The organism is Xanthobacter agilis (assembly GCF_021730435.1).
GTDB lineage: Bacteria > Pseudomonadota > Alphaproteobacteria > Rhizobiales > Xanthobacteraceae > Xanthobacter > Xanthobacter agilis.
Genome location: NZ_JABWGX010000016.1, coordinates 52,438 through 73,970, shown reverse-complemented (window position 1 = coordinate 73,970; position 21,533 = coordinate 52,438). Strand labels below are relative to the sequence as shown.

At 66.2% G+C, this 21,533-nt stretch carries 17 protein-coding genes, 1 pseudogene and 1 CRISPR repeat array (1 of these 19 running past the window's edge); of the genes and pseudogenes, 10 read left to right on the top strand and 8 right to left on the bottom strand.

Going from position 1 to position 21,533, the window contains the following annotated elements; all coding sequences use genetic code 11:
• Positions 1-756: a CRISPR direct-repeat array (repeat unit 36 nt; unit sequence GTTGCCGCTGGACCACGATCTCTGAACGGCTATCCT); it reaches 72 nt to the left of the window's first position.
• Positions 757-828: 72 nt separating this feature from the next.
• The 7 genes from cas2 to HUW53_RS22185 form a co-directional block, all read right to left on the bottom strand.
• The gene (gene cas2, locus HUW53_RS13010; protein ID WP_237346194.1) at positions 829-1,134 is read right to left on the bottom strand and encodes a CRISPR-associated endonuclease Cas2; all 306 of its coding nucleotides are present in this window, start codon (positions 1,132-1,134) and stop codon (positions 829-831) included.
• 29 nt (positions 1,135-1,163) lie between these two features.
• Positions 1,164-2,087, bottom strand: coding sequence for a type II CRISPR-associated endonuclease Cas1 (cas1, locus tag HUW53_RS13005; protein ID WP_237346193.1), 924 nt, complete (start codon positions 2,085-2,087; stop codon positions 1,164-1,166).
• A 12-nt stretch (positions 2,088-2,099) separates the two neighbouring features.
• The gene (cas9, locus tag HUW53_RS13000) at positions 2,100-5,372 is read right to left on the bottom strand and encodes a type II CRISPR RNA-guided endonuclease Cas9 (protein ID WP_237346192.1); all 3,273 of its coding nucleotides are present in this window, start codon (positions 5,370-5,372) and stop codon (positions 2,100-2,102) included.
• Between the two features lie 448 nt (positions 5,373-5,820).
• Complete coding sequence (locus HUW53_RS12995) at positions 5,821-6,180, bottom strand: hypothetical protein (RefSeq protein WP_237346191.1); 360 nt, start codon at positions 6,178-6,180, stop codon at positions 5,821-5,823.
• 274 nt (positions 6,181-6,454) lie between these two features.
• Positions 6,455-6,856 carry a type II toxin-antitoxin system death-on-curing family toxin gene (locus HUW53_RS12990; protein WP_307499608.1) on the bottom strand — a complete coding sequence of 134 codons (402 nt, stop codon included), beginning with the start codon at positions 6,854-6,856 and terminating at the stop codon, positions 6,455-6,457.
• Positions 6,857-6,888: 32 nt separating this feature from the next.
• Complete coding sequence (locus HUW53_RS12985; protein WP_237346189.1) at positions 6,889-7,113, bottom strand: AbrB/MazE/SpoVT family DNA-binding domain-containing protein; 225 nt, start codon at positions 7,111-7,113, stop codon at positions 6,889-6,891.
• Positions 7,114-7,217: 104 nt separating this feature from the next.
• On the bottom strand, positions 7,218-7,394 hold the full coding sequence (locus tag HUW53_RS22185) for a hypothetical protein (RefSeq protein WP_442478246.1): 177 nt from the start codon (positions 7,392-7,394) through the stop codon (positions 7,218-7,220).
• A 41-nt stretch (positions 7,395-7,435) separates the two neighbouring features.
• Here HUW53_RS22185 and HUW53_RS22180 point away from each other — a divergent pair.
• A pseudogene (locus HUW53_RS22180) lies at positions 7,436-8,521 on the top strand (IS3 family transposase); the annotation flags it as partial.
• Positions 8,522-9,360: 839 nt separating this feature from the next.
• On the top strand, positions 9,361-10,158 hold the full coding sequence (locus tag HUW53_RS12970) for a DeoR/GlpR family DNA-binding transcription regulator (RefSeq protein WP_237346187.1): 798 nt from the start codon (positions 9,361-9,363) through the stop codon (positions 10,156-10,158).
• A 437-nt stretch (positions 10,159-10,595) separates the two neighbouring features.
• On the opposite strand, the gene HUW53_RS12965 is transcribed toward HUW53_RS12970, so the two are convergent.
• Positions 10,596-12,488: a sigma-54-dependent Fis family transcriptional regulator gene (locus HUW53_RS12965; RefSeq protein WP_237346186.1), complete on the bottom strand. Its 1,893-nt coding sequence runs from the start codon at positions 12,486-12,488 to the stop codon at positions 10,596-10,598.
• Between the two features lie 459 nt (positions 12,489-12,947).
• Here HUW53_RS12965 and HUW53_RS12960 point away from each other — a divergent pair, with 459 nt between their 5' ends.
• The 8 genes from HUW53_RS12960 to arsH all read left to right on the top strand — a co-directional run bounded on the left by HUW53_RS12960 (position 12,948) and on the right by arsH (position 21,527).
• Positions 12,948-13,898, top strand: coding sequence for a transporter (locus HUW53_RS12960; RefSeq protein ID WP_237346185.1), 951 nt, complete (start codon positions 12,948-12,950; stop codon positions 13,896-13,898).
• Positions 13,899-13,970: 72 nt separating this feature from the next.
• The gene (locus HUW53_RS12955) at positions 13,971-16,124 is read left to right on the top strand and encodes a PQQ-dependent dehydrogenase, methanol/ethanol family (protein ID WP_237346184.1); all 2,154 of its coding nucleotides are present in this window, start codon (positions 13,971-13,973) and stop codon (positions 16,122-16,124) included.
• Positions 16,125-16,301: 177 nt separating this feature from the next.
• The gene (locus tag HUW53_RS12950; protein ID WP_272904228.1) at positions 16,302-17,828 is read left to right on the top strand and encodes an aldehyde dehydrogenase family protein; all 1,527 of its coding nucleotides are present in this window, start codon (positions 16,302-16,304) and stop codon (positions 17,826-17,828) included.
• A 550-nt stretch (positions 17,829-18,378) separates the two neighbouring features.
• Positions 18,379-18,771 carry an ArsR/SmtB family transcription factor gene (locus tag HUW53_RS12945; protein ID WP_237346183.1) on the top strand — a complete coding sequence of 131 codons (393 nt, stop codon included), beginning with the start codon at positions 18,379-18,381 and terminating at the stop codon, positions 18,769-18,771.
• A complete protein-coding gene (locus HUW53_RS12940; RefSeq protein WP_237346182.1) occupies positions 18,764-19,303 on the top strand; it encodes an arsenate reductase ArsC in 540 nt (179 codons plus the stop codon). Before HUW53_RS12945 ends, HUW53_RS12940 begins: the two co-directional genes overlap by 8 nt.
• Positions 19,304-19,312: 9 nt before the next feature.
• The gene (gene arsC / locus HUW53_RS12935; RefSeq protein WP_237346181.1) at positions 19,313-19,735 is read left to right on the top strand and encodes an arsenate reductase (glutaredoxin); all 423 of its coding nucleotides are present in this window, start codon (positions 19,313-19,315) and stop codon (positions 19,733-19,735) included.
• 17 nt (positions 19,736-19,752) lie between these two features.
• A complete protein-coding gene (gene arsB, locus HUW53_RS12930; protein ID WP_237346180.1) occupies positions 19,753-20,808 on the top strand; it encodes an ACR3 family arsenite efflux transporter in 1,056 nt (351 codons plus the stop codon).
• Positions 20,805-21,527 carry an arsenical resistance protein ArsH gene (gene arsH / locus HUW53_RS12925; RefSeq protein ID WP_307499612.1) on the top strand — a complete coding sequence of 241 codons (723 nt, stop codon included), beginning with the start codon at positions 20,805-20,807 and terminating at the stop codon, positions 21,525-21,527. The genes arsB and arsH overlap by 4 nt, the downstream gene beginning before the upstream one ends.
• Positions 21,528-21,533: the final 6 nt, after the last annotated feature.

Sequence of the window (21,533 nt, the reverse complement as noted above, 5' to 3'; positions counted from 1 at the left end):
CTGGACCACGATCTCTGAACGGCTATCCTTTTCAGCGGGATGAAGCGGGACCTGGATCGGTTGCCGCTGGACCACGATCTCTGAACGGCTATCCTCGGAATTGGAAGCGTGAAATTCGTTATCCCGTTGCCGCTGGACCACGATCTCTGAACGGCTATCCTCGGCACCGAACGCGCCGCTGACACGGCCACGTTGCCGCTGGACCACGATCTCTGAACGGCTATCCTCGTCTCTTGACCGGGGCGATGCACGTGTTCCGTTGCCGCTGGACCACGATCTCTGAACGGCTATCCTGATGACCCAATCGTTCAAGGGGGTCGAGGAGTTGCCGCTGGACCACGATCTCTGAACGGCTATCCTCGCGGGTCGAGGTCGCCGCATGCGGGTTCGGTTGCCGCTGGACCACGATCTCTGAACGGCTATCCTTATGCGTGGAATCATGAAGGGAACAAGTTGGTTGCCGCTGGACCACGATCTCTGAACGGCTATCCTCGTGACACGGCACGGGTCCTTCTGGCGCTCGTTGCCGCTGGACCACGATCTCTGAACGGCTATCCTCGAAGTGGACACCGGGAGCCAGGAGGTCCAGTTGCCGCTGGACCACGATCTCTGAACGGCTATCCTCGACGTGGATAAAGGCGCGGTGCGCGATTTGTTGCCGCTGGACCACGATCTCTGAACGGCTATCCTGAGCTGGACGACGAGGCGTTCGAGGTCTGTGTTGCCGCTGGACCACGATCTCTGAACGGCTATCCTCGATCTGCCGCCATCTCCTTGATTTCGAAGGGGATGGCGGTGGTCGGGATGTTCGAGAAATGGGCCATTCCATCAGAATAGGGCCAGTTGGTCGGGGTTTTTGCGGGGGCGTCGTCGGCGCTGACCCGAGAAGCGGATGATGTTTTCATACTGCCGATCCGTGAATGTGAGGATGTGAATTTCGCCTTGTTCAGGCAAATTCGATTCGATGCGGCGCATGTACGCCTCGAACTGTTCCTTGCCATTGCAGAAGCGCGCATAGACGGAGAACTGGCTCTTCTCGAACCCTTCGTCGAGCAAAAACTGCCGGAATTTAGTCGCGGCGTGCATCTCTGCCCGGCTGCCCACCGGCAGGTCGAACATCACGAAAATCCACATGAGCCGGTATCCGCTGAGTTGCGTGGCGGTCATCGGATCAGAGCCCCAAGCCCTGCCAGCTCCAGCCGCGAGGGCGGGGGCGGCAGCACGAGATCGGCGGATCGCCCGGTCTGAAACGCCGTCGCCAGCGTCTGGGCCGTGCGCTGGGCCGCTCCGGCGACAGTCGTCGTTGCCCCCGCCAGGGGCAAATCGAGGGCGATGAGGCCGGTAAAGGCACGCTTAGCCTCAGGTGTCACGGTCTCAATGCCAGCCGCCACGAGCCTCAGGGCCAGTGCATCCACCAGAGGGCGCAGCGGCTCCATCAAATCGTCCGCCAGCGCGAAGGCGTTGGTTCGGTTCGCATGGTGGATACCCATGGAAGGATGCAGGCCCGCTGCTACCGCCGAGCGGGCGCATAGGGATCTGAGGACCGTGTAGCCATAATTCAGCAAGGCATTGACGCCCTCGGCCTCTCGGTCGCGACGAAAGGCTTCGCCCATAAGCAGAGGCCAGTAGCGTCGCGCGGCCTGGGCTTCCACATTGTCCGGATCGCCCGAGCGCACCTTGCGGGTGAAAAGGTCGAAAGCGGACGCCGCGATGCCGCAGGATTCGAGCACCGCCGCCTGCCAGGAGATCTTGGCGACGACCACCTGCTTCCAGAGCTGTTTCAGCAGCGGACGCCCCGCCTCGAGTTGAGCGCGGATGCGGGCGTTCTGCGCATGGTGGCCCTCCAGCGGGAGACAAACGGCGACGGGGGCATGGTTGGGGCCGCACAGGAGCAGGACGGCCCCGCGCTCGGCCAGCGCGACCACCAGATTGGTGGTCCAGGTGACACCGTGAGCATGGACGATGACCGCGCACACATCGTCGAGGGGAATGCGCCCGATCTCGCGGCGATCCTCGCTCACCACAAGGAAGCCCCGATGGGCGGAAAGGTGCCGGCCGTCGGTGGCGATATCAACGATCCGGTCCATAGCCCGTCTCCGTTATTCCGCCGCTTTCAAGGGCGAGGCCGGCTTGCGGGTCGGGAAGCCCGGGTCGAACACCCGCCCGGTTTCATCCACACGCACCTGTCGCGCTTTCAGCTTCTTCAAGCCTCCCGCCGTGGGAGAGGTGTATTCGAACGGGTCGTCACTATTCTTGGAGCGGGCGCGTAGATCTCCGCCTTCGTTGGGTGGCACCAAAGTGACTTGGCCATTCTGCCAAAGCTGCAAGACTTTCATGAGACGCCGCTCGCCAGCGCTCTCGACCGCGAGAATATCGTCCTTGTGCAGGCGCAGCACTTTGCGCGCGGTCGGGCAAGCGGCTTTGATGTGCGAGGTCCAGCCGGGCTGGTGGGCATCGAACATGGAGATCACCTCCGGCACCCATTTTCCGTCCGGCATTTCCCACACGTCGCAGCGATAATTGGAATCGCCCTTGTAGCCTTTGTAGGCCACCCCCTCGCCATCGCGGATGGGAATGACGGACAGGGGCTCGATCACCCGCACGCGACGGATGTTGCGGAACGAGAGCGGCCCAAGCTCGGAGAATTGCGCCAGACGCCGCTCGAAATCCTTGCCTTCGCGGCCTCGGGTGAAATCGCGCAGGGCGGCGCGCAACTCAGGATCGCGCACCCGGCGCTTGCCGGAGCCGTCATCGGCCTCCAGCTCCGCGGGCTTCAAGGCCCCCAGGGGGACACGATGAACCACATCGTCAGGGCGGCCATCCTTGACAAGGCCATAGGCCGTGTCGTTGTGAAGGCGACCCGCCGTCTGGTCCCGGCCCTTGGGAAGACCAACCTTGGAGGCCGTGCCATGATCCGGCCGGTGGCTGACCACGATGGCGTCGACGGCAGCCTTCAGGTCGTCGCGGAAGGTGGGCCAGGGATCGGGAATGATGACCCGCTCGCGGCCCTCGTCCCCCTCCTCGCCGGAGACCTTCGCCATGCGCTGAAGCATGCCACGGTCGAGAATGCCGATCACGGCGGCATCGATGGCGTGGTGGCGGTGGTCCAGGCGGTTCTTGGGCTGGTCGGCGCCGCCGCCGAAATTGTGATCCGGCAGCAGGCTGTTCAGCCCGAGCTTGCGGCGCACCAGCTCGGTGAGACGCCCCGTGGCCACCCAGACCCGGCCCGACCCCTCGCCAGTTTCCGGATAGAGAGCGGAAAGATACTGCCGCGCCATGCGCGAGAGATATTGCGTGTCCACCAGATGGCGGGCGATAAAGCCCTCGCCCTCGAATTTCTTCATGGCATCGGGCTCGAATCGCCAGCGTTTTTCCCGCGGCAGGCGACTTGCCAGCTCGGCGATTTGAGGCCAACGCTCGGTGTGGCCCCAGGCCTCGAAGGGCGAGCGCTTGCGCTTCTCGCGGTTCGCCTGCCTGAGGCACAAGATGCGGTTGGCGTTGGAATCATCCAGCGTCGCGTCGAAGGGCAGGATGTGGTCCACCTCCACCGTCTCGGAGAACAGCATGTCGACGGAGATCTGCGCGCCGGTATAGACGCAGCGGCGGTCCAGCACATTCTCCCGGTTCAACTCTTCCCACAGCTTCAGCCGGGCGCGGTTGGCGCCGGTGTCTGCCTGCCGCAGTTCGGCCAGCTTCTTCGAGCGCTCCTCGGCGTCGCGCCGGTTCTTCGTGTTCTCGCGGTTGCGGCGCTGTTTTTCGTCGTCGGTCAGCTTTAGCTCGCGGGCCAGCTCGATGACGATGCCGTCCGGCCGGCCGAACCGACGAATGAGCACATTCACCAGCCGGCGCAGCTGGTTGAGACCGATGTGTACGGTGGGATTGGTGAGCCGGCCAATGCGCATCTCCTCCGGATCGGAGGGCTCCGCGGTGCCGGGCATGATGTGCTGCTCCAGCGCGGCGCCGTAATAGGGCAAAGTGGGCTGGCCCTTCGCATCGGTGAAGACCTCCCCCGTGCGAAAATCGCTGTGATGGCCAAGCCCGGCCTTCGCCACTGCCTTGTCGTAGGTGATCACCTCCGCCTCGAGGGCGGCGATCAGGCGGGTCGTCGCGGTGAGGCCGAAGCGGCCGTAGCCCTGGGGCAGGCGCACCCCGGCCACCGCCTTCGCCTCATCCGGCGTAAGCTGCCATGTGCTTTCAAACCAAGCCCTGAGGGCGGCTTCGTCCTCTTCCTCCTGGACGCGGGCGATCACCTGCCATTGCGCGTCGGGGCTCAGATGCTGCCAGGACGTGCCGAAGCGGCTCTTGTGGCCGAGCAGGGCGGCCACCTCATCGCCCTTCAGGTCGCTGCGGTGCTCGCTTTCCTTGTTGAAACGGGCGTCAGGGGCGAGCTTCAGGGCCTTGCGCAGGGTTTCGAAGGAGACCTTCGCCTTGTCCTTCAGCTTCAGCAACAGGATGTTGCGCTGTTCCAGCGTGAGCACTTCGGCCTTTTCGCCGGCCCGCACCACCATGAGGGCGTTCACCTCCTCCAGCAGCCGACGGCGCTGGAACAGAGGATGCGACTTGGGCAGCCGCTCCTCGCCGGGCACCAGGGTGCAGGTGCCGACCTTCGGTCGCTTGAGCGGGCGCTGGTGGAACACGATCTCGAACAGGCGATCATGCACCTGCGGGGTCAGCACACCCGGATGATACGGCGCCTGGGCCTGCCAGATGGCGTCGAACTCCTCCTCCAGCAGATCCCGGCCCGGGTAGAAATCATAGCCGTCGCCACGGGCATTCTCCTCCCGCTCCGGCCGCAGGCGGGTGCGCACCGAGGGGATGGCGTTCGGGCTCTCCGCGCCGGCGCGGCGCAGGTGCAGGAACGCACCGAAGGTGCGGGCGCCGGCTTCCTCCATGGCGGTGCGCAGACGATCGATGCCGATGGCGATCTTGCCGGCGTCATCCTCGGCGCCCCGGTCGGTCTTGCGGTTGGACTTAAACCCCCGGCGCTGGTTGATGTGGAATAGGGCGCGACCGATCTCGTGAAGGGTCAGCTCGGCATCGAGGGCGCGGGCACGCAGCGCGAACGGATCGCGGCCTTCCAGTGCCTGACGGGAGGAGACCTCGGCCGGAAACAGGCCATCCAGTTCCAGATGCTTCAGAAGGGCACTCTGGCGCTGCTTGAAGCGGCCGCGCCGCCGCCGCATGGCGCGGGCGGCGCGGCGCTCCACCGCGAGCGGCGTGCCCTGCTGATCGCCCCGGCTCGGCGCCCGGCCGTCCCCGAACAGGCGAACGCCGGCAGCGAGGATGGAGACGGGCGCACCCGTCTCGTCAAGGTCAAGGGCGCACCAGCCGATGGAACCGGCGCCGAGATCCAGGGAAAGTCGCCAAGGCATGGAAAAATCTCATTGCTATATGTGTAGCCTTGAAAATCCCATTCTTGGCACCTATCGGCAACATGCTGATTTCGAATCCCCCTCCATAAGGGACGCTGAAATCAGCCGGGCACTTCGGCGCCGAAGGCCCATTTTACACTTTTTAATAGAGAATGAAAATATGTTCTCTTAAAGGTATGTGTGTTGTCGCCAGACCTTGACTATGAGTTCGCGCCGTTTACGGTGTGAGGCATCAGAGATCGTGGTCTGGCGGTTAACAAGCAGCCAGTCTGCACCAGATAAGGGCAGCGCTCCGGCGCTGCCTTTTTCATTTTGCCTTTGCCATGCCGTGGATGGGATCATTGATTCCCATGGAATCGCTGACAGCCGAGAAAAACTGTAGGCTTACGCGCTCGCATCAGGCGCAATATGCGCCGGGAATGATATGCCCCTTTGCACGGTCATCCAATTAGGGCCGCTCGCCGCATTCCGTCGCAACGCGTCGGCGAGCAACGGCAGGGCATCGGGATCGTCGGCAAGAGCCAGCGACATGCTGCGCGCCGCCTGGGCCGCCCGGCTGATAGGTCGTGCAGAGGGGCAACCGCTCCTGGATGTCGTCGTGGGGGCTGCCGAGGGCGACCGAGGCGAGGTGCGTGTCTGCCGGGTCGATGCTGAACGCCACGCCCATGTCGGGCTCGGCCGCGTGGAGCTTGGTGAAGAGGGCTGGATCGCACCACGCCCGGATGATGGCCTCGGACGGCGCATGGATCAGGCGGCGGTGCCGGACGAGAAGCTGGTGCTGGTCGGCGGTGGAAACGTGCGGGGACATGAGACGACCTCTCGCGTGAGAAGAACGCCTCATCCCGGCCTGGGTGGCTTTACGGAGAAGGTCGAGAGAAGAGCCCGGCGGATTCCTCCGCTGGGTGAGAAGAGATGGGAAGAAAGAGGTCTGGTGTTGGTCTTGAGGCAGAGGGACCCAGGCCGGGGATGAGACGCTGCCGGGCGGGAGTGCTTCGGCTCACGTCATATAAAAAGGAGCCGGTGGCCGAAATACACGGCACCTCTTTAGGGTATGGAACTACCGTGACCATGGACCTTCGCCCTCACGCCTCTTGGATCATTGCAGCAATCCTGGCCGCCAGATCGTCTTCGCTCAGCTCGCTCGCGGCCAGGGCCAGCCATGTGGTCACGGCCGTGGCGTCGTCCATGGCGAGTTCATAGCCGTTCAGGGCCAGGAACAGCTCGCACACCACGAAGGAGGTGCGCTTGTTGCCGTCCACGAAGGGGGGGTTCTTGGCGAGGCCATAGGCATAGGCGGCGGCCAGGGTCGCCATGTCGGAGGCGGTCACCAGCGCTCCGGCCGCCTCGTCCGGCTGCATGTAGTGGTAGCGATTCTTCGGGCGATCGAGAGCCGTCTCCAGCAGTCCCTCATCCCGCACGCCCCGGCCGCCGCCATGCTCCGCAAGCTGCGCGTCATGAACCGCGAGGACCACGGCCTTGGTCACCCAACGGGGCTCACCCCGGATGCTCGCCCCACTCATTTCGCGAGTTCGCGCAGCACGTTGCGGCGCTTCTTCATGATCTTGAGGGCTTCCTCCATCTGCGCCTCGAACTCGGGCTCGTAGGGCGTCAGGTGATAGCCGTCCGGGGTCTCGGTCAGATAGAGGGTGTCGCCTTGTCCCACCTTGAGGCGGGCCAGCACCTCCTTGGGCAGCACCGCGCCCACTGAATTGCCGATCTTTCCGAGCTTGAGCGCAACCATGACGATGCTCCTTTCCGTATGAACGAATGTATGAACCACATGGCGGTATCAAGGCCGGTCCGCTCTGCTGCGCAGGGCATGGGAGCGGATCGGCTTGGTTCTGCTCATTCGTCGGTGAAGGGTTCCCAATCTTCGATCAGGCGATGAACCGGTGTGAAGTCGGTGTAACGCTCGTGCAGGCGCGCGGCGAGGTCAAGGTCCCCGGTCTCGCCGATGGCTGAGATCACGGCCTCCAGCGTCAGGGCCATGAAGGGCACGCCGTCAGTCCGGTCAGCCAGCATGGTGCGGTAGAGGTCCACGGCCGTCCAGGCGTCGCGATTGCCGGGGAGAGCTGACGGTGGCGCAGCTTGCCGCCAGGCACGGCCGTCCACCAGACGATGATCAACTCCTGGAAGAAGCAAGCCGTCGAGGGCATGGCCACGGTGTTCTCCGGCAAGGCGGAAGCCGCCGATGCCGCCCGCGAGAGCGAGATCGACCCGCTCCATGCCAAGATCGGCCAGCTTGTGGTGGAACGGGATTTTATGCGTCGGGCCTCCGGGCGATGAGCGTGGGGGCAAAACGCGACTTGATCGAACCGGATCACCCACAACAACCGATCACGCGCCAGTGCGCCCCTGGTCGGCATCAGCCGGTCGGCCTTCTACGGCGGCCCGCAGAACGAAAGCCCCGAGCCTCTTGCCATCATGCGAGAGATCGACGGCCAGTTCCTCGAGACGCCCTGGTCCGGCTCGCGGCAGATGATGCGCCATCTGCGCCGGCAGGGACATGAGGTCGGGCGCAAGCGCGTGCGGCGCCTCATGGCCCGTATGGGGTTGGCCGCCATCTCCCCGCGGCCGAAGACCACGGTGCGGCACCCGCAGCACCGCATCTTCCCCTATCTCCTTCGGACTATGCGATCGACAGGCCCGACCAGGTCTGGTGCGCCGACATCACCTACATCCAGATGCGGCGCGGGTTCCTGGACCTGGTCGCGATCATGGACTGGCACAGCCGCAGGGTTCTCTCCGTAGGATTGCTCTGGCGGCGGTCCAACACCATGGAGGCGGACGTCTGCATCGCGGCGCTGGAGGAGGCCTTGTCCCGGTTCGGGCGGCCCGGCATCTTCAATACCGACCAGGGCAGCCAGTTCACCAGCCCGCGCTTCACCCGGGTGCTGCTGGATGCTGGGGTACGGATCTCCATGGATGGCCGCGGCCGATGGATGGACAATGTGTTCATCGAGCGCCTCTGGCGGTCGATGAAATACGAGTGCATCTACCTCAACGCCTTCGAGACCGGTTCCGAGGCTCGGGCCGGGATCGGCAGGCAGGGCACCGACTACAATCGCGCGAGGCCCCACTCGGCCCTCGGCGGAAGAACGCCGGAGGAGGTCTGCACGGCCTGCCACGGCATCAACATGGCGGCGTAACGCAAACCAGAACCAAGCTTAGCAAAGCCGCCAATCTGTCCACGTAATGGGGACCACCTCACCAGCTCCAGCGTGCCGACGCCGAATGACCGGCCATTGACGCGAGAATACAGGCGGCCGTCGCGAACCTCCAGATGATCCTTCGTGTCGTGCTACCCTGCCTCTTCAAAGCCTATCAGTCTGCCAAACCAGCCCATGTGTCCTCGCGATCCTACTGCGCTCCGGGGCTCACCAACCCGGTAGCGATCCGCATGTCTCTCGTGGGATGAAAGTCTACACCGGCGCGGCGTCAGTTTCGCTCGCACTCGCAGGTCGGCGAACGCATGAGGCGGGCCTCCAGCATGGGGCCATTCATAGCTCGCACGCGACGCTTCGGGCCTGATCGCGGTCCGGCGCGCCGCGAGCGCCGTGAACGAAAATGCGGCCGCCGTCGCCATCCGCCGCGCGCTGATCCCCCGCGCTACGGGAGCCATCGCCCATGCCGCGACACGTCGAGGATCCAGACACGCGGATCCCCCGGCCGCGACGACACGCCGCGCAGACATCGCGTTCCGACAAACAACCACCTCGAGAACGGCCGGATACGCCATAGTCATGCCGCGCGAAATTGGTGTTCAGAAGTATTTAAATACCTTTTCACAGGACCAATGGCGCGTGAAGTGCGATCGAGACCGGCAACTCGCGGCGCCATGGAGCTGTGCGGTCAAAAGCGCGCAAAGGCCACGCAAAGACGCGGATCTCGTGTGCACGAGCCTGACAGATGCGGTGCTTTGTGGCATTCATGTCAACATCCGGCGGCGCGGAACGCCCGTGATGTGTCGGAAAACCGCGGTTGGCCCATGTCTCTCAAGCGTCAGAACGACATTCTCCAGGTGGTGCGCGCCAAGGGCAGCTATTCCATCGCCGAGCTCGCCTTGCGGCTGTCCGTGTCCACGGAGACCATCCGCCGCAACATCCAGCCCCTGATCGAGGACGGCACGCTGCTGCGCTTCCACGGCGGCATCATGATTCCGGAGGTGGGGGAGGAGCCGCCGTTCCAGCGCCGCATGCATGTGAACAACGACGCCAAATGGGCGGTGGCCGCGCTCGTGCGCGATCAGGTGCAGGACGGCGACAGCCTGATCCTCGACAATGGCACGACCTCCGCTTACGTGGCCGATGCGCTCTCCAGCCATTCGCGGCTCACGGTGGTGACCCATTCGGTGCAGATCGCCCACCGCCTCGCCTCCAAGAACGGCAACCGGGTGTTCATGTCCGGCGGTGAGCTGGCGGGCGAGGATGGCTCGGCCATGGGGCCGTCCACCATCGACTTCATCCGCCAGTTTCAGGTGCGCTATGCCTTCATCTCGGTGGGTGGCATCACCCTCGCCGGGGAATTGGGGGATTTCCATCTGTTCGAGGCGGAGTTCGCCCGCGCCGCCATGCAGCAGGCCCAGGAATCCTGGGTGATCGCCGACCACACCAAGTTCGGGCGCGAGGCGCCGGTGAAGGTGTGCCAATTGTCCGCCGTCGACACCATCGTGTCCGACAGCCCGCCGCCGCCGGAATTCGCCTCCCGCTGCCGCGCCTCCGGCGTGCGCATTCGCACCCCCGAGGTGGCCGCCAAGGGCGCGAGCGGAGAAACCCGCGCCGGTTGAGGCCGTTCGGCCCCGGTGTTCGCGCCGGGCCGGAGGGGGACGGGCGCCGCGCGGCTTTTGTCCAGGCTCACCGGCGGGATGCGATCCCGATCGCCCGGCACCAGCGCCGGCCGCACCGGATCCGCCGGGTTCAGCCCGTTCGCCCGCACCGCATTGAGCCGCGCCGCCGCCTTGGCGATGGCGCGCGCGGATCATCCCCATGGTCGGCGATGAAGATGGTCGGCGGTAAGGCCCTTGCGGAAGGCAAGGGTCTCGACGCTGGCGCAGGTCGATGAAATGCTCCGGCACCGCCACCCGCTCCTTCCGCCGCGCATTCTGCCCCTTCGCTATAACCTCATGCGGCAGCAAGACTCTGCGTGCCCGTCTTCGGCCGCGATTGCCGATGGATGCCAGCGCCGCTTGCGACCGGCGTCGGCGGCGCGCGGCGCGGATCGCCCTCACACCGGGTCGTCGGGCGGGCGTCGGACGGCCGGTCCGAGCTTGCGGTAGAGCGTGGCGCGGGAAATGCCGAGGTCGCGGGCGGCATGGGTGCGGTTGCCGTCGCGGGCGGCCAGCGCCTCGCGCACGATCCCGCGCTCCAGGCTGGACACCTCCTGCGTGAGGCGCGCGCCCGGAGCGGACAGGCCCGGCGCGCGCCTCGCCGCCGCGCGGAAGTCGTCGGGCAGATGATCGATTTCGATGATCCCGCCCCGTTCCCCCTCGCATTCCAGAGCGGTGATGGCGAACCGGAGCACCGTATCGAGCTGGCGGATATTGCCCGGCCAGGAAAAGGCCGCGATGATGGCGAACGCATCGTCCGAGAGCTGGAACCCACCCCCCTCCCGTTGCAGGATGTGCGCCACGATCTGCGGGAAATCCGCCCGTTCCCGCAGCGGCGGAAGGCTCACCCGCACGCCATTGATGCGGTAATAGAGATCCTCGCGAAACCGCTTCTGTGCCACCAGCGCCTCAAGATCGAGATGGGTGGCGCACACCACCGCCACGTCGATCGGGCGTTCCGCCCCGCCGCCGAGCCGGGCGATGCGCCGCTCCTGCAGCACCCGCAACAGTTTCGGCTGAAGCGCCAGGGGCATGTCGCCGATTTCGTCGAGCAGGACGGTGCCGCCATGGGCCTGCTCGAACCGGCCGGACGCGCCGCCGCGACGCGCCCCCGTGAACGCGCCATCCTCATAGCCGAACAGTTCGGCCTCGATCAGATCGGCGGGGATGGCCGAGCAATTGACCGCCACGAACGGCCCCTGGGCGCGGGCGCTCGCCGCGTGGCTGGCGCGGGCGAACACTTCCTTGCCGGTGCCGGTTTCACCCTGGATCAGCACCGGAAGCTGCCGCTGCATGGCATGGGTGACATGACGCAGAGCGCGGGAGATCGCTGGCTCCGTCTCCTCGGCCGCCCCCCGATCGGCGCCGGGCCGGCCTGCCGCAAGGGCAAGCCGCGCCTTCCGCGGCCGCTCGACCCGCGCGTGCAGGCACAGCCCATTGCCAAGGACCAGCCGGCGCGGGGCATCGCCCACGCCGTCCAGGAGGCGTGCCAGGGAACAGCCGAGCAGAGCTTCCACCGCCAGCCCCTCCAGATCGGCCGCGCCCTCGCGCAAGGCGCCGCGCGCGTCGTCATTGGCGCCGACGATCTCCCCGTCCGGGCCGATCGCGAGCACCCCTTCCAGCGGCGTGCCGAGCATGTCGGCGCGGGCGTGGAAGTGCAGATAGGCGGCGGCCGTCTGATGGCGTACCAGTTCGCGCTGAATGGCCTTGGACGACAGCACCAGGGCGTCGAGCAACTGGATGGGGCGGCAATCGCTGCTGCTGCTGGCATTGAGCACGCCGACCATCCGCCCCAGGTGGTCGAACAGCGGCACCGCGGCGCAACTGAAGCGGCTCGCCTCGTCGAGATAATGCTCGCCGGCTGAAATGATGACGGGTCGGCGCTCCGCCAAGGCGCAGCCGGGGCCGGTGGTGCCAGCCGCCGGCTCGTGCAGCCGGTTGCCGGCGCGCAAGCCGGACGACAGCTCCCCCGCCTTGACGCGGCCGATCGAGGTGAGCACCACGCCCGCGTCGCTGATGCAGGCGAGCATCCATTGCCCGTGCGGCAGGGCTTCGTGCAGGCGCCCGAGTTCCGGCACGGCGATATTCAGCAGCGCCTGCAGGCCGGCCCTGGCATCGCGCAGGTCCGGAGCCCGGATCGGGCCGTGAAGAACCTTGTCCCCGACGCTGAGGCCATAGTGTCGGGATCGCTCCCAGGAGCGGAGCACGGAAGCCGAAACCAGCCCCTCCGGGACCGGTTCGCCTTCCAGGAAGCAGCGGCGCGCGAGGGAGCGCCTTTGGTCCCGGGGCATTGGGTCAGTCCTCATCCGTTCCTCCCGATTGTCTCATTTTTGAGACACTGTCTCACCGATGGAACAACTTGGCCAGCGGCGGACGTGTCCTTGGTCTTGGCAGAGACTTCGATCCTTGGTCCAGTCTATTGAAATATAAACGCCTTTCCAGCGCCGTCGAGCGTTGCGCGCAATTGGCCCGCGTCTTGCTCTCTCCTCCATCGGCGCACGATGCAAAAAGAATGCGACGGGGAGAAGTTGAAGTTCCGCGATGTTCGTACATCAAAAATAGAATGCACGGAACCTAGCCGAATATCGAAGCCACATACTTCAAAGGTCTTCAAGGCATGCCCCATCGGCAGGCCGATCGGGCATGTCGCCGGCACGCCGTCCAGGGCGCCGGCGGAGCCATGTCCGCCGGCGCGCATCGGCTCCAAGCGGACCGCGCAGGCCAAGGACAACACACGGGGGAGGAAACGGATGAAGAGGAGTCTGGTCACGAGGGGGCGGCTGCGGCCCGCGCCTTTGACAGGCGATGCCGGGGGATGGCGCGCGACGGCGGGCGCGACGGGGCTCGCGATCGCCATGGCGATCCTGGCGCCGCAGGCGGCCCAGGCCGTGGACGTCAATTCCAGCGACTATGTGCCGGCTCCGGCGGGCACCAATCTGCTCTTGTTCTACAGCACCTATACCACGAGCTCTCAATACACGACCACATCCGGCCAAACGCTATCAAACAATACCGGCATCGACACCTATGTGGATATCCTGAGGTACGTGCATTATTTCGACATCGGCGGGTTCCGCGCCGACATCCAGGTGCTGCTGCCGGCCGGCACCGCCTATAATGCCCGCCTCAACGGCAGCGAACTAAGCTCCGCCGCCGGGCTCGCCGACCCGATCCTCGTCAGCACGCTGTGGCTCTACAACGACAAGACGACCCAGAGCTATTTTGGCATAACCCCGTTTCTCTATCTGCCCCTGGGTCAATACGACGAGAATGACGCCCTCAACATGGGCGAGAACCGCTGGAAGCTGGATCTCCAGGCTGGCTATTACCAGGGCTTCGCCAACGGCTTCGCGTTCCAGATTGCCGGCGACGTCATGTGGTACGGCAACAATTCCGATGCCGGCACCGGCACCCAGACCCTGTCCCAGGACAACACCTACCAGTTCCAGCTCTGGCTTTCCTACGCCTTCGCCGAAACCTGGTCGGCGGCGGCGGGTTATTCGAGATACTGGGGTGGCTCCCAGTATCTCGATGGCGTGGCCACCGGCGCCGCGACACAGAAGGACCAATTGCGGTTTGAACTCTCCAAGTTCATCACCCCCACCTTCCAGGTGATGGGAATGGTGCAGCGCGATTTCAACACCTCCGGCGGGTTCGAAGAGGATTTCCGCGGCACCGTGCGCCTGATGCAGGTGTTTTGAAGCGTGGGCCAGATCTGATCGTTCGCGTAACTATCGATCAAAGCAAACAAGAACGCATTTGGGAGGATATCCATGGTGTCCAGGGAACACCCCAGCCGAGGGGGATCGGGCCGACAGGTCCGGACAGCCGGCAGCCGGCTGGCGCGGCTGCTCGCCGCCGCGCTGGCGCTGTCGCCGGTGGCCGCGCGGGCGGCCGACGTAACGGCGGAACGCATCATCGGCCTTGAAAAGGGCGGTGACCAATGGCTGAGCCACGGGCGCGGCTATGCCGAGCAGCGCTATGTGCCGCTCGACCAGATCAATGATCGGAACGTCAACCAGCTCGGCCTTGCCTTTTCTCTCGACTTCGACACCGATCGCGGCTTCGAGGCGACGCCGCTGGTGGCGGACGGCGTGCTCTATGCCTCCATGGCCTGGAGCCAGGTGGTGGCGATCGACGCCCGGACCGGCAAGATCCTGTGGCACTACGACCCTCAGGTGGACCGCGCCAAAGGCAACGACCTGTGCTGCGACGCCGTGAACCGGGGCGTGGCGCTGTGGGGCGACAAGGTGTTCGTCGGCACCGTGGACGGCCGGCTGGTGGCGCTCGATCGCGGCACCGGAAAAGTGGTGTGGCAGCAGCAGACCTTCGACCCGAGCAAGCCCTATACGATCACCGGCGCGCCCCGTGTCGTCAAAGGCAAGGTGGTGATCGGCAATGGCGGCGCGGAATTCGGCGTGCGCGGCTTCTTCAGCGCTTACGACGCAGACACCGGCAAGCTCGTCTGGCGCTTCTACACGGTCCCCGGCGATCCTGCAAAGCCGTATGAGCATCCCGAGCTGGAGATGGCCGCCAAGACCTGGAAGGGCGACGATTACTGGAAGAAATATGGGGGCGGCGGCACGGTCTGGGATTCCATGGCCTATGATCCCGAGCTCGACCTGCTCTATGTGGGCACCGGCAACGGCTCGCCCTGGAACCGCGACATCCGCAGCCCCGGCGGCGGCGACAACCTGTTCCTGTCCTCCATCCTCGCCATCAAGCCCGATACCGGCCGCCTCGCCTGGTATTACCAAGTGACGCCGGGAGACGCCTGGGACTTCACCGCCACCCAGCAGATGATCCTCGCCGATCTCGAGATCGACGGGGCCACCCGCAAGGTGCTGATGCAGGCGCCGAAGAACGGCTTCTTCTATGTGCTCGACCGGCAGACCGGAAAGCTCATCTCCGCGGAGAAATTCGGCAAGGTCACCTGGGCCGAACGCATCGATCTGAGCACCGGACGGCCCGTGGAGGCGCCCGGCGTGCGCTATGAGGACAAGCCGATCGTGATGTGGCCGAGCCCGTTCGGCGCGCACAATTGGATGTCCATGTCGTTCAATCCGAAGACCGGCCTCGTCTATATTCCCTACCAGGAGGTGCCGGGCGTCTACCGCAACGAGAAGGACTTCACCTTCGTTCCGCACAGCTTCAACACCGCCACCGGCTTCTCCGACTTCACCGAGATGCCGCGCGATCTCGTCAGCGGCGCGCTGGTGGCCTGGGACCCGGTGCGCCAGAAGGCGGCGTGGCGCGTGCCCTACCCCTACATCTGGAACGGCGGCACCCTGACCACCGCCGGCAACCTCGTGTTCCAGGGCACGGCGGAAGGCCGCTTCCTCGCCTATGCCGCCGACAGCGGCAAGACGCTGTGGGAGTTTCCGGGCCGCGATGGCATCGTCGCCGCGCCCGTGTCCTATGCGCTCGACGGGCAGCAATATGTGGCGGTGCTCACCGGCTGGGCCGGCGCGGCGGTGATGTTCGGCGGCGAGGCCATGCAGGCCCCGCGCACCGGGCTCAAGAATCGCCTGCTGGTGTTCAAGGTCGGCGGCACGGCGAAGCTGGAGGAGCCCACCGACTCCGCCGCAGTGCGCCAGCCGCCCAACCTGCGCCGGGACCGCCAGCAGGCGAGCGCCGACACCATCGCCAGGGGCAGCCTGCTCTACCACTCCAACTGCTCGCGCTGCCACGGCGTCAGCCTGAAGACCACCGGCCGCACACCGGACCTGCGCCAGTCATCGGACGACGTGCGGGGCGCCTTCTCCGACATCGTGCTGAAGGGCGTGCTGCAGGCCGCCGGCATGCCCTCCTTCGCCGGGCGCCTCACGCAGGCGGACGTGTCGGCCATCAAGGCCTACGTCGTCGATACGGAGCAGAAGGCCCTCGCTCCGGCGCAGAACGCCGCCGCGCCCGCCGCCAAGCCCTGAAGACCGAAGGCCCGTGGGCTTTGCTCGCGAGCCTTCGCCGAAGCCCAGGCGGCGCCTGCGCGGCCCATTCGGCACCGGCGGAAAACCGGAGCGATGGCCTGCGGCGTCGCGGACAGACCCGGCGCGCGGCCGCCCCGCGCGCCGCCGATCCTTAAAAAAATCGCAAGGAGCATGAACATGACCGAGATCGTCCGCCTGTCGACCGCGGATGCGGTGAAGCTGCTCACCCCCCGCGCCGCCGCATTCATCGGCCGCGTCAGCCACAAGATGCTGATCGATGGGAGCTGGAGCGAAGCCGCCGCCGGAGGCGCCATGGAGGTGCTCAATCCGGCGACGGAGGAACTGCTGGCCCGCGTGCCCGCAGCCGGGCCGCAGGATGTGGAGCGGGCGATTGCAGCCGCCCGCGCGGCGTTCGATGGCGGCCCCTGGTCGCGCTTCACGCCGGAGGAGCGCCAGCGCGCGCTGTGGACCCTCGCCGACCTCATCGAGGCCAATGCCCAGACCATTGCCCAGATCGAATCCCTCGACAACGGCAAGTCGGCGGCGGTGGCGCAGATGGTGGACGTGAAGCTCGCCACCCAGCTCTACCGCTACATGGCCGGCTGGGCCACCAAGATCGAGGGCGCGACCGTGGAGCCCTCCTTCCCCCGCGCCCTGGGGCTGGAGGTGACCGCCTTCATCCGCAAGGAGCCGGTGGGGGTGGTGGCGGCGGTGGTGCCGTGGAACTTCCCGTTCCTCATCACCGCCATGAAACTGGCGCCGGCGCTGGCGGCCGGCTGCACAGTGGTGCTGAAGCCGGCGGAACAGACCCCGCTCTCGGCCCTGTTCCTGGGCGAACTCATCGCCGAGGCGGGCTTTCCGAACGGCGTGGTGAACATCGTCACCGGCGATGGACCGGGCGCGGGCGCGCCACTCACCTCACATCCGGCCATCGACAAAATCAGCTTCACCGGCTCGACGGAAGTCGGAAAGATCATCGGCAAGGTGGCCATGGACAACATGACCCGGCTGACCCTGGAACTGGGCGGCAAGTCGCCGGTCATCGTGCTGCCGGACTTTGCGGTGGCCGACGCGGCGGCGGGCGCGGCCGGGGCCATCTTCTTCAATCATGGCCAGGTCTGCTGCGCCGGCTCGCGCCTGTTCGTGCACAAGAAGATCTATGACAATGTGGTGGCCGACATCGGCGCCATCGCCGAGAAGATGTCCATGGGCCACGGCCTGGACCCGCAGGCGCAGATGGGGCCGCTGGTGTCCGCCGAGCAACTCGAGCGGGTGTGCGACTACATCGACCTCGGTCGCGCCGAGGGGGCGGAACTTGTGGCCGGCGGCGCGCGCGCGGGCAACCAGGGCTATTTCGTGCGCCCGACCGTGCTTTCCAACGTGGCCGATACCGCCCGCGTCTCCCGCGAGGAGATCTTCGGCCCGGTGCTGGTGGCAAGCCCCTTCGAGGACCTCGACGATGTGGCCCGCCGCGCCAACGACACGCCCTATGGCCTGGGTGCCAGCATCTGGTCGAAGGATCTGTCGGCGGTTCACCGGCTGGTGCCGAAGCTGCGCAGCGGCAGCGTCTGGGTGAACTGCCACAGCGCCTTCGACGCGGCCCTGCCGTTCGGCGGCTACAAGCAGTCCGGCTTCGGCAAGGATTTCGGGCGCCAATCCCTCGACGGCTATCTGGAGACCAAGTCGGTCGTCATCGCCCTTTGACGGACGCCGTCCACCGACACCGACCACGCGCGGGCCTCACCCAAGGCCCGCGCGCGGCACTCAGGGGCACATGTAGGTGCGGGCACTGTTGACGCCGCCGCATCGCGATTTCGCCGCACCGCGGTCCAAGCGGAAAGGCGCACGATCACGGCTGCCGTCCGTCTCAACTGAGTTTTGGGCGCGGCGGTCCGGATGCCGGGAAAGCGCGGCCGCCATATCCCTTCGAGACCGGCGCGGGGTTCGCCGACAACGGAGCGTGTGCGGCAGCGCCCCATCCGCGCGACTTCGGCGCGTTCCGCCAGGCTCTCATGCGCAAGCTCTGCATTCTCTGCGAAAATGCCCGAGGGTTGACGCCAAGGCCCGGCCCCCGCGCTGCCGCACGACGATGCAGCCCTCAGCCGCCCCGGATGGCCGATTTGCGGCGCCCCCGCCCCTGGGGATGGCCGCGTCGGTGGGGAGGCGAAAATCAAGCGCACCGCGCCCACCGGAGGGTTGCATTCTCGATCCTGCCGGCCTATTAATTCAATATCTCAATAGTTATTGATATGTCATGAACGAACCCCAGGCCCTCACCGCCTTCGCCGCGCTCTCCCAGGAGACGCGGCTGCGCATTGTGCGCCTCCTGGTCCGGGCGGGACCGGAGGGCCTGCCGGCCGGCGCCATCGGCGCGGCCATGGGCGGCGCCTCATCCTCGCGCACGTCGTTCCATCTGAGCCACCTGGAGCAGGCAGGCCTCGTCTGCTCGCGCCGGGAGGGGCGTTCGATCATCTACAGCGCCGCCCTGCCGACACTCTCCGGCCTCATCGCCTTCCTGATGAAGGATTGCTGCAACGGCCACCCGGACGTCTGCGCGCCGGCCGTGAGCGCTTTGTCATGCGTCTGCGAACCCGAATCCGAGAGCTCCAACACCGAGAGCGCTAAAACCGAGGACACCCATGCCTGACACGTCCACCGGGCACGTCTTCAACGTGCTGTTCCTGTGCACCGGCAATTCCGCCCGTTCCATCCTCGCCGAAAGCATCCTGGCCAAGGACGGCGCCGGCCGCTTCCGCGCCTTTTCGGCGGGCAGCCATCCCAAGGGCGCGGTCAACCCGTTCGCGCTCAAGGTGCTGCAAGCCGGCGATTATCCGGCCGAGGGCCTGCGCTCCAAGAGCTGGCTGGAGTTCGCCGCGCCGGGCGCGCCCATCATGGATTTCGTCTTCACCGTCTGCGACAACGCCGCGGGCGAAACCTGCCCCATCTGGCCGGGCCAGCCGATGACCGCCCATTGGGGCATCGAGGACCCCGCGGCGGTGCAAGGCTCCGATATCCAGAAGGAGGCCGCGTTCGTCGCCGCTTTCCGTTATCTGAAGAACCGCATCTCGGTGTTCACGGCCCTGCCCTTCGCCAAGCTGGACCGCCTCGCCCTCGGTACCAAGCTGCGCGAGATCGGCCGCCTTGGCGGCTCAACCACGCCCCGCCCCGACGTCGCCTGAGGTGCCACCATGGATGTCATCATCTACCACAACCCCGATTGCGGCACCTCGCGCAACACGCTGGCGCTGATCCGCAACGCCGGCGTCGAGCCACACATCATCGAATATCTGAAGACGCCGCCCTCGCGCGCGCTTCTGAGCCAGCTCATCGCCCGCGCCGGCCTCTCGGTTCGGGACGTGCTGCGCGAGAAAGGCACGCCCTTTGGGGAGCTGGGCCTCGACAACCCCGCCCTGAGCGACGACGCGCTGCTGGACGCCATGATGGCCCATCCCATCCTCATCAACCGGCCCATCGTGGTCTCGCCCAAGGGCGTGCGCCTGTGCCGCCCGTCGGAGCTGGTGCTGGACCTGCTGCCACCGCAGCAGGGCGCCTTCACCAAGGAGGACGGCACGCGCGTGGTGGACCACGCCGGCCACCCTGTCGGCGGCTGACTCATCGGAGGTTCAACATGTCCTTGTTCGAGCGCTATCTCACGCTCTGGGTCGGCCTCTGCATCATTGTGGGGGTGCTGCTCGGCCATCTGGCGCCAGCGGTGTTCCACGCCATCGGCGCGATCGAGATCGCCCAGGTCAATTTGCCGGTGGCGATCCTCATCTGGCTGATGATCGTGCCCATGCTGCTGAAGATCGACTTCGCCGCCCTCGGCGAGGTGGGCAAGCACTGGCGCGGCATCGGCGTGACGCTGCTGGTGAACTGGGCGGTGAAGCCGTTCTCCATGGCGCTGCTCGGCTGGCTGTTCATCGGCTGGCTGTTCCGCCCGCTGCTGCCGGCCGACCAGATCGACAGCTATATCGCCGGCCTCATCATCCTCGCGGCCGCCCCCTGCACCGCCATGGTGTTCGTGTGGTCGAACCTGACCAAGGGCGAACCGCACTTCACCCTGTCGCAGGTGGCGCTCAACGACGCCATCATGGTGGTGGCCTTCGCCCCCATCGTCGCCTTGCTGCTGGGCCTGTCCGCCATCACCGTGCCCTGGGGCACGCTGGTGCTCTCTGTGGTGCTTTACATCGTCATTCCGGTGATCGCGGCGCAGCTGCTGCGCCGCCGGCTGCTGGCGCACGGCGGGCCGGCGGCGCTGGAGGCCGTTCTGGCGCGGCTCGGACCCATGTCGCTGGTGGCGCTGCTGGCGACGCTGGTGCTGCTGTTCGGCTTCCAGGGCGAAGCCATCATCGCCCAGCCGCTGGTGATCGCGCTGCTCGCGGTGCCGATCCTGATCCAGGTCTATTTCAACGCCGGCCTCGCTTATGTGCTGAACCGCATCGCCGGGGAGGCGCACTGCGTCGCCGGTCCCTCGGCGCTGATCGGGGCCTCGAACTTCTTCGAGCTGGCGGTGGCGGCGGCCATCTCCCTGTTCGGCTTCACCTCCGGCGCGGCGCTCGCCACCGTGGTGGGGGTGCTGATCGAGGTGCCGGTGATGCTCTCGGTGGTGTGGATCGTGAACCGCTCCAAGGGCTGGTATGAGAGCGGGGCCACTGCACGCGACCCGGCGAGGAGCCTTCCGTGATCGACGACACCTTACCCAACCTGGATGCCACCCTTCTCGACATCCCCTCGCTCGATCGTCTGCTCCCGGCGTCGCCGTCCCGCCACCCGCCGCGCATCCTCCTGCTCTACGGCTCGCTCCGGGAGCGCTCGTACAGCCGGCTGCTGACGCTGGAGGCGGAACGCCTGCTCAAGCGCTTGGGCGCCGAAACCCGCATCTTCCATGCCGACGGCCTGCCGCTGCCGGATGGGGCGCCGGTGGAGCACCCCAAGGTGCAGGAGCTGCGCGAACTGACCCTCTGGTCCGAAGGGCAGGTCTGGTGCAGCCCGGAGCGGCATGGCGCCATGAGCGCGGTGATGAAGGCGCAGATCGACTGGATCCCCCTGTCCCTCGGCGCCATCCGGCCGACCCAGGGGCGCACGCTGGCCCTGATGCAGGTCTGCGGCGGCTCGCAATCTTTCAACGCCGTCAACCAGATGCGCATCCTCGGCCGGTGGATGCGCATGCTCACCATTCCCAACCAATCGTCGGTGGCGAAGGCCTATGGCGAGTTCGACGACGCGGGACGCATGACGCCCTCGGCCTTTTACGACCGGGTGGTGGATGTGATGGAGGAGCTCATCAAGTTCACGCTGCTGACCCGCGACATCGCCCCCTACCTCACGGACCGCTACAGCGAACGCAAGGAGGCCGCGGCGGAGCTGGAACAGCGGCTTTCCCTGGGTGCCGCGGTGCGGTGAAGACGC

Bases quoted from the DNA above. Each gene is read 5' to 3' on its own strand.
- cas2 (WP_237346194.1), bottom strand. From the start codon at position 1,134: ATGTGGATTTTCGTGATGTTCGACCTGCCGGTGGGCAGCCGGGCAGAG.
- cas1 (WP_237346193.1), bottom strand. From the start codon at position 2,087: ATGGACCGGATCGTTGATATCGCCACCGACGGCCGGCACCTTTCCGCC.
- cas9 (WP_237346192.1), bottom strand. From the start codon at position 5,372: ATGCCTTGGCGACTTTCCCTGGATCTCGGCGCCGGTTCCATCGGCTGG.
- HUW53_RS12995 (WP_237346191.1), bottom strand. From the start codon at position 6,180: ATGTCCCCGCACGTTTCCACCGCCGACCAGCACCAGCTTCTCGTCCGG.
- HUW53_RS12985 (WP_237346189.1), bottom strand. From the start codon at position 7,113: ATGGTTGCGCTCAAGCTCGGAAAGATCGGCAATTCAGTGGGCGCGGTG.
- HUW53_RS22185 (WP_442478246.1), bottom strand. From the start codon at position 7,394: ATGCTGGCTGACCGGACTGACGGCGTGCCCTTCATGGCCCTGACGCTG.
- HUW53_RS12970 (WP_237346187.1), top strand. From the start codon at position 9,361: ATGTCTCTCAAGCGTCAGAACGACATTCTCCAGGTGGTGCGCGCCAAG.
- HUW53_RS12965 (WP_237346186.1), bottom strand. From the start codon at position 12,488: ATGCCCCGGGACCAAAGGCGCTCCCTCGCGCGCCGCTGCTTCCTGGAA.
- HUW53_RS12960 (WP_237346185.1), top strand. From the start codon at position 12,948: ATGAAGAGGAGTCTGGTCACGAGGGGGCGGCTGCGGCCCGCGCCTTTG.
- HUW53_RS12955 (WP_237346184.1), top strand. From the start codon at position 13,971: ATGGTGTCCAGGGAACACCCCAGCCGAGGGGGATCGGGCCGACAGGTC.
- HUW53_RS12950 (WP_272904228.1), top strand. From the start codon at position 16,302: ATGACCGAGATCGTCCGCCTGTCGACCGCGGATGCGGTGAAGCTGCTC.
- HUW53_RS12945 (WP_237346183.1), top strand. From the start codon at position 18,379: ATGAACGAACCCCAGGCCCTCACCGCCTTCGCCGCGCTCTCCCAGGAG.
- HUW53_RS12940 (WP_237346182.1), top strand. From the start codon at position 18,764: ATGCCTGACACGTCCACCGGGCACGTCTTCAACGTGCTGTTCCTGTGC.
- arsC (WP_237346181.1), top strand. From the start codon at position 19,313: ATGGATGTCATCATCTACCACAACCCCGATTGCGGCACCTCGCGCAAC.
- arsB (WP_237346180.1), top strand. From the start codon at position 19,753: ATGTCCTTGTTCGAGCGCTATCTCACGCTCTGGGTCGGCCTCTGCATC.